Source organism: Buttiauxella cochleicola (assembly GCF_021282405.1).
Lineage (GTDB): Bacteria > Pseudomonadota > Gammaproteobacteria > Enterobacterales > Enterobacteriaceae > Buttiauxella > Buttiauxella massiliensis.
The window spans coordinates 1-1,315 of record NZ_JAJSOU010000036.1 but is presented as its reverse complement, the minus strand read 5'-3'; the positions used below and the strand labels follow the sequence as shown (position 1 = coordinate 1,315).

1 protein-coding gene is annotated in these 1,315 nt (G+C 50.1%); it reads right to left on the bottom strand.

Going from position 1 to position 1,315, the window contains the following annotated elements; genetic code table 11:
• Positions 1-35: 35 nt before the first annotated feature.
• A complete protein-coding gene (locus tag LVQ79_RS22465) occupies positions 36-1,244 on the bottom strand; it encodes an IS256 family transposase (protein WP_232867054.1) in 1,209 nt (402 codons plus the stop codon).
• Between the last annotated feature and the right edge of the window lie 71 nt (positions 1,245-1,315).

Genomic DNA, 1,315 nt, shown 5'->3' with positions numbered 1-1,315 from the left:
GACCCTGTAAATAATTCTGTGTAACTGCCAACGTATTAAAGGTGATCGCTCAGGCGGTCACCGAACTCGATAATAAAACGACTCATCGCCAGCCGCCAGTTTTGGATCGGCATACTCCATTTCTTTGAAGCATCCTTGATCGCCAGATAAATCACTTTTCGCACCGAGTCGTCTGTCGGGAACACCTTTCGCTTTTTGATGGCTGCACGGATAACACTGTTCAGCGACTCGATGGCATTCGTGGTGTAGATTGCCTTACGGATATCGGGAGGATAGCCGAAGAACGTATTGAGATTTTCCCAGTGTGCACGCCAGCTTTTGCTGATTTGTGGGTATTTATCATCCCAGACGTTTGCGAACGCATCCAGCGCCATCAGCGCAGCTTCTTCTGTCGGGGCCTGGTATATCGTTTTCAGCCCGCTGGTGACGTCCTTATAGTCCTTCCAGGACACGTATTTCAGGCTGTTGCGCACCATATGGATGATGCACAGCTGGATATGTGTCTGAGGGTAAACGCTGTTTATCGCATCCGGGAAGCCCTTCAGGCCGTCCACGCAGGCAATCAGGATGTCCTGTAGCCCCCGGTTTTTAAGCTCTGTCAGCACACTGAGCCAGAACTTAGCCCCTTCGTTTTCTGCCAGCCACATACCCAGCAGCTCTTTCTGGCCTTCGGTATTGATGCCCAGCGCGAGGAAGACAGCCTTGTTAATCACGCTGCCGCCGTGACGAACCTTCACAACGATACAGTCAAGATAAACAATGGGATACAGTGCATCCAGCGGCCGGTTTTGCCACTCTGTTACCTGTTCTTTAACCGCATCGGTGACTTTAGATATCAGCGTGGGAGACACGTCCGCATCGTACATCTCTTTGAAGGTAGCGACGATTTCCCGCGTGGTCATGCCTTTGGCGTACAGGGACAAAATCTGGCTGTCCATCTGCGTGATGCGCGTCTGATTTTTCTTTATCAACTGAGGCTCAAAGGTGTTTTCACGGTCACGTGGTGTGCTGAGTTCAATCTCACCATCGTCGCACAGCAGCGTTTTTGACGAGTAACCATTGCGTGTATTCGAGCCTGATTTTGGGGCGTTTTTCTCGTGCCCGAGGTGGTCAGTCAGCTCTGCATTGAGCGCGGTTTCGACGGTTAACTTCGTCAACATGCGGGAAAACGCATTGAGATCGGCTTCGGTTTTAAGACCTTTAGCCAGTTCAGCCGCAAGGGCTTTAAGTTTCTTTTCGTCCATAATTTGCCTGTCTCCGTTGTTGGAGTGAACATATCAAAAACAGGCAGATACACAATTTTAATTACAGTCTC

Coding starts and splice junctions, on each gene's coding strand:
- LVQ79_RS22465 (WP_232867054.1), bottom strand. CDS start 1,244: ATGGACGAAAAGAAACTTAAAGCCCTTGCGGCTGAACTGGCTAAAGGT.